This is a genomic window from Streptomyces sp. NPDC052036 (genome assembly GCF_040680495.1).
Classification (GTDB): Bacteria; Actinomycetota; Actinomycetes; order Streptomycetales; family Streptomycetaceae; genus Streptomyces.
In genome coordinates this window covers 1-5,420 of sequence record NZ_JBFAWW010000093.1, presented here as the reverse complement: position 1 = coordinate 5,420, position 5,420 = coordinate 1, and the positions used below count along the sequence as shown (strand labels likewise).

Sequence of the window (5,420 nt, the reverse complement as noted above, 5' to 3'; positions counted from 1 at the left end):
GAAGCCAGCTCGCGGGACGCGGCGTCCCACCCTCGCAGATTTTCCGCCGCTCGCGATGCTCGTGCGATTCACGCCTATCAGTTCCACTCTCAGTTCGCGCGGCGCAGAGCCTTGTGCCGCGAGCCTCTGCGGTCCACCCGCAAAAATTTTCACGTTTTGTGGCGTGACTGCCGAGTTTTTTCACTATTCGCGTCAAAAAGCTCGAAACGCCGTGACAGAGTTAGTGAAAAACTCCAATAAATTCAATGGGGCGACTTTTCAACATTTACGACACCCGACACGTAGATAGCACAACCTGAAAGCAGACCCATAAGTTGAAAGCTTACCCGATCGTTCAGGGCTCCAGCCAGTACACTATTGAAGGCCGCGCCGTTGCGCTGGACGGGATGAAGACTGCATGTGGCGCATCGCTGATCGCCAGCCAACAAGAATTCTTGGCAAGCGAGTGATGCTCTCTGATTTCAAATGAATCGGGCCTTGCCCGCTTCACACGCATTTCCGTCGCTGCAATGCAAAAACCCCCGCCTTTCGGGCGGGGGTTTCTGGCTTAGGGAGCCTGACGATTACCTACTTTCACACGGGAATCCGCACTATCATCGGCGTAGAGTCGTTTCACGGTCCTGTTCGGGATGGGAAGGGGTGGGACCGACTCGCTATGGTCATCAGGCAAAGAGGGTTGTTGCGCTGGCTTCGCAGCACAACCAATCCTGGAAGAAGCAGTAATCTTGAGTTGTGTGTATCACACACGAGAATCCAACTTGTCGCTTTGGATCGCGGCCGGTGCTGTCGCACGGCGCAGATCTACAAGGCAGACTTGTTATAGGATCAAGCCTTACGGGCAATTAGTATCAGTTAGCTGAACGCATTACTGCGCTTACACACCTGACCTATCAACGTCCTGGTCTCGAACGACCCTTCAAGGGGATCTAGTCCCCAGGGATATCTCATCTTAAGGCGAGTTTCCCGCTTAGATGCTTTCAGCGGTTATCTCTTCCGAACATAGCTACCCGGCGATGCCACTGGCGTGACAACCGGTACACCAGAGGTTCGTCCACTCCGGTCCTCTCGTACTAGGAGCAGCCCCCTTCAAATATCCAACGCCCACGGCAGATAGGGACCAAACTGTCTCACGACGTTTTAAACCCAGCTCACGTACCTCTTTAAATGGCGAACAGCCATACCCTTGGGACCGGCTACAGCCCCAGGATGAGATGAGCCGACATCGAGGTGCCAAACACCGCCGTCGATATGAACTCTTGGGCGGTATCAGCCTGTTATCCCCAGAGTACCTTTTATCCGTTGAGCGATGGCCCTTCCATACAGAACCACCGGATCACTATGACCTGCTTTCGCACCTGCTCGACTTGTCGGTCTCGCAGTTAAGCACGCTTATGCCATTGCACTATCAGCACGATTTCCGACCGTACCTAGCGTACCTTCGTACTCCTCCGTTACGCTTTGGGAGGAGACCGCCCCAGTCAAACTGCCTACCATGCACTGTCCCCGACCCGGATCACGGGCCAAGGTTAGAACCTCAAACAAACCAGGGTGGTATTTCAAGGACGGCTCCACCGAAACTAGCGTTCCGGTTTCATAGCCTCCCACCTATCCTACACAGATCGGTTCAAAGTCCAATGCAAAGCTACAGTAAAGGTTCATGGGGTCTTTCCGTCTAGCCGCGGGTAGATTGCATCATCACAAACACTTCAACTTCGCTGAGTCTCGGGAGGAGACAGTGTGGCCATCGTTACGCCATTCGTGCAGGTCGGAACTTACCCGACAAGGAATTTCGCTACCTTAGGACCGTTATAGTTACGGCCGCCGTTTACCGGGACTTCAATCAAGAGCTTGCACCCCATCATTTAATCTTCCGGCACCGGGCAGGCGTCACACCCTATACGTCCACTTTCGTGTTTGCAGAGTGCTGTGTTTTTATTAAACAGTCGCAGCCACCAGTTTATTGCAACCCCTTCACCCTTCTGGCGCAAGCCAGTCAAGCTACAAGGGCGTACCTTATCCCGAAGTTACGGTACCAATTTGCCGAGTTCCTTCTCCCGAGTTCTCTCAAGCGCCTTAGAATACTCATCTCGCCCACCTGTGTCGGTTTGCGGTACGGTCATCATTAGACTGAAGCTTAGAGGCTTTTCTTGGAACCACTTCCAATTGCTTCGCTCCCTAAGGAGCTCGCGCCACACCCTTGAATTCCGCACCCGGATTTGCCTAAGTGCCTTCTCCAATGCAGCGACCGGGACTTCCAACACCCGGACAACCTTCCGCGATCCGTCCCCCCATCGCATCTAACAATGGTGCAGGAATATTGACCTGCTTCCCATCAGCTACGCATTTCTGCCTCGCCTTAGGGGCCGACTCACCCTACGCCGATGAACGTTGCGTAGGAAACCTTGGGCTTACGGCGAGGGGGCCTTTCACCCCCTTTATCGCTACTCATGTCAGCATTCGCACTTCCGATACCTCCAGCACCCTTTACAAGGCACCTTCGCAGGCTTACGGAACGCTCTCCTACCATGCGAGCAAAGCTCGCATCCGCAGCTTCGGTATATAGCTTAGCCCCGTTACATCTTCCGCGCAGGACGACTCGATCAGTGAGCTATTACGCTTTCTTTAAAGGGTGGCTGCTTCTAAGCCAACCTCCTGACTGTTTTAGCCTTCCCACTTCGTTTCCCACTTAGCTATATTTGGGGACCTTAGCTGGCGGTCTGGGTTGTTTCCCTCTTGACACCGGACGTTAGCACCCGATGTCTGTCTCCCGTGATTGCACTCTTCGGTATTCGGAGTTTGCTATGGCGGGGTAATCTGCAATAGACCCCCCAACCATGACAGTGCTCTACCCCCGAAGGTGAGACACGAGGCACTACCTAAATAGTTTTCGGAGAGAACCAGCTATTTCCAGGTTTGTTTAGCCTTTCACCCCTATCCACAGCTCATCCCCTAACTTTTCAACGTTAGTGGGTTCGGACCTCCAGTACGTGTTACCGCACCTTCATCCTGGCCATGGATAGATCACCTGGTTTCGGGTCTACGCCCAGCAACTGAACGCCCTATTCGGACTCGCTTTCGCTACGCCTGCCCTATACGGTTAAGCTTGCTACTGAACGTAAGTCGCTGACCCATTATACAAAAGGTACGCCGTCACCCCTTACGAGGCTCCGACTGTTTGTATGCATGCGGTTTCAGGATCTATTTCACTCCCCTCCCGGGGTTCTTTTCGCCTTTCCCTCACGGTACTGGTTCACTATCGGTCGATCACGAGTATTTAGCCTTGGAGGATGGTCCCCCCATCTTCAGACAGGATTTCACGTGTCCCGCCCTACTTGTCGCACACCTAGTTCTTTCATACTGTTTTCGCCTACAGGGCTATCACCTGCTATGGCCGCACTTTCCAGAGCGTTCGGCTAACAATACAAATAAAGAGTGCAAGGCTCATCCCATTTCGCTCGCCACTACTTTGGGAATCTCGGTTGATTTCTTTTCCTGCGGTTACTTAGATGTTTCAGTTCACCGCGTTCGCTTCGCATGGCCTATGTATTCAGCCATGGATACTCCAAAAGGAGTGGGTTTCCCCATTCGGACATCTACGGATCAAAGCTTGTTTGCCAGCTCCCCGTAGCTTTTCGCAGGCTACCGCGTCCTTCATCGCCTGTGATCGCCAAGGCATCCACCACATGCACTTGTTCGCTTGACCCTATAACGAGTCTGTCTCGCGACAGTCGCTACAGGTTGAGTTCTCGCGTTGTGCCGTATTCCAATTGAGTCAAACATAGAGTTCGAATCATCTTGAGATACATCGATACAATCACAACCCGGATAACTTTCACGTCCATCTCAAGACGCTTCCGCTATCCAAATTACTTACTTCTTCCAGATTGTTAAAGAACGACAGCCGATACGTACTACGTATCACTCTGACTGGCTCAATCGCCAATGACAAAGACTCGAACAATCGTCATTCGAATGTTTGTCATTGATGATTATCGAAAGCGGCCGGCATTATAACCGGTTAAACCGCAAACAGACAGACTTTCTGTCTTTATCAACAGCCGATAAGCGTGAGCGCTCAACTTCGCGAGATAGCTCTGGAAAGGAGGTGATCCAGCCGCACCTTCCGATACGGCTACCTTGTTACGACTTCACCCCAGTCATGAATCCTACCGTGGTGACCGTCCTCCTTGCGGTTAGACTAGCCACTTCTGGTAAAACCCACTCCCATGGTGTGACGGGCGGTGTGTACAAGACCCGGGAACGTATTCACCGCGGCATGCTGATCCGCGATTACTAGCGATTCCAGCTTCATGCACTCGAGTTGCAGAGTGCAATCCGGACTACGATCGGTTTTCTGGGATTAGCTCCCCCTCGCGGGTTGGCAACCCTCTGTTCCGACCATTGTATGACGTGTGAAGCCCTACCCATAAGGGCCATGAGGACTTGACGTCATCCCCACCTTCCTCCGGTTTGTCACCGGCAGTCTCCTTAGAGTGCTCTTGCGTAGCAACTAAGGACAAGGGTTGCGCTCGTTGCGGGACTTAACCCAACATCTCACGACACGAGCTGACGACAGCCATGCAGCACCTGTGCGCCGGTTCTCTTTCGAGCACTCCCACCTCTCAGCGGGATTCCGACCATGTCAAGGGTAGGTAAGGTTTTTCGCGTTGCATCGAATTAATCCACATCATCCACCGCTTGTGCGGGTCCCCGTCAATTCCTTTGAGTTTTAATCTTGCGACCGTACTCCCCAGGCGGTCAACTTCACGCGTTAGCTACGTTACTAAGGAAATGAATCCCCAACAACTAGTTGACATCGTTTAGGGCGTGGACTACCAGGGTATCTAATCCTGTTTGCTCCCCACGCTTTCGTGCATGAGCGTCAGTATTGGCCCAGGGGGCTGCCTTCGCCATCGGTATTCCTCCACATCTCTACGCATTTCACTGCTACACGTGGAATTCTACCCCCCTCTGCCATACTCTAGCCTGCCAGTCACCAATGCAGTTCCCAGGTTGAGCCCGGGGATTTCACATCGGTCTTAGCAAACCGCCTGCGCACGCTTTACGCCCAGTAATTCCGATTAACGCTCGCACCCTACGTATTACCGCGGCTGCTGGCACGTAGTTAGCCGGTGCTTATTCTTCCGGTACCGTCATCCCCCGACTGTATTAGAGCCAAGGATTTCTTTCCGGACAAAAGTGCTTTACAACCCGAAGGCCTTCTTCACACACGCGGCATTGCTGGATCAGGCTTTCGCCCATTGTCCAAAATTCCCCACTGCTGCCTCCCGTAGGAGTCTGGGCCGTGTCTCAGTCCCAGTGTGGCTGGTCGTCCTCTCAGACCAGCTACTGATCGTCGCCTTGGTAGGCCTTTACCCCACCAACTAGCTAATCAGCCATCGGCCAACCCTATAGCGCGA

At 53.0% G+C, this 5,420-nt stretch carries 1 protein-coding gene and 3 rRNA genes; 1 reads left to right on the top strand and 3 read right to left on the bottom strand.

Going from position 1 to position 5,420, the window contains the following annotated elements:
* Window positions 1-314: 314 nt before the first annotated feature.
* A complete protein-coding gene (locus AB0L95_RS41715) occupies window positions 315-449 on the top strand; it encodes a PAAR domain-containing protein (protein ID WP_198108122.1) in 135 nt (44 codons plus the stop codon).
* A gap of 105 nt (window positions 450-554) precedes the next feature.
* Here AB0L95_RS41715 and rrf read toward each other — a convergent pair.
* The 3 genes from rrf to AB0L95_RS41700 all read right to left on the bottom strand — a co-directional run.
* Window positions 555-667, bottom strand: a 5S ribosomal RNA gene (gene rrf / locus AB0L95_RS41710).
* 154 nt (window positions 668-821) lie between these two features.
* A 23S ribosomal RNA gene (locus AB0L95_RS41705) occupies window positions 822-3,703 on the bottom strand.
* 395 nt (window positions 3,704-4,098) lie between these two features.
* Window positions 4,099-5,420: ribosomal RNA gene (locus AB0L95_RS41700) — 16S ribosomal RNA — on the bottom strand; the annotation flags it as partial.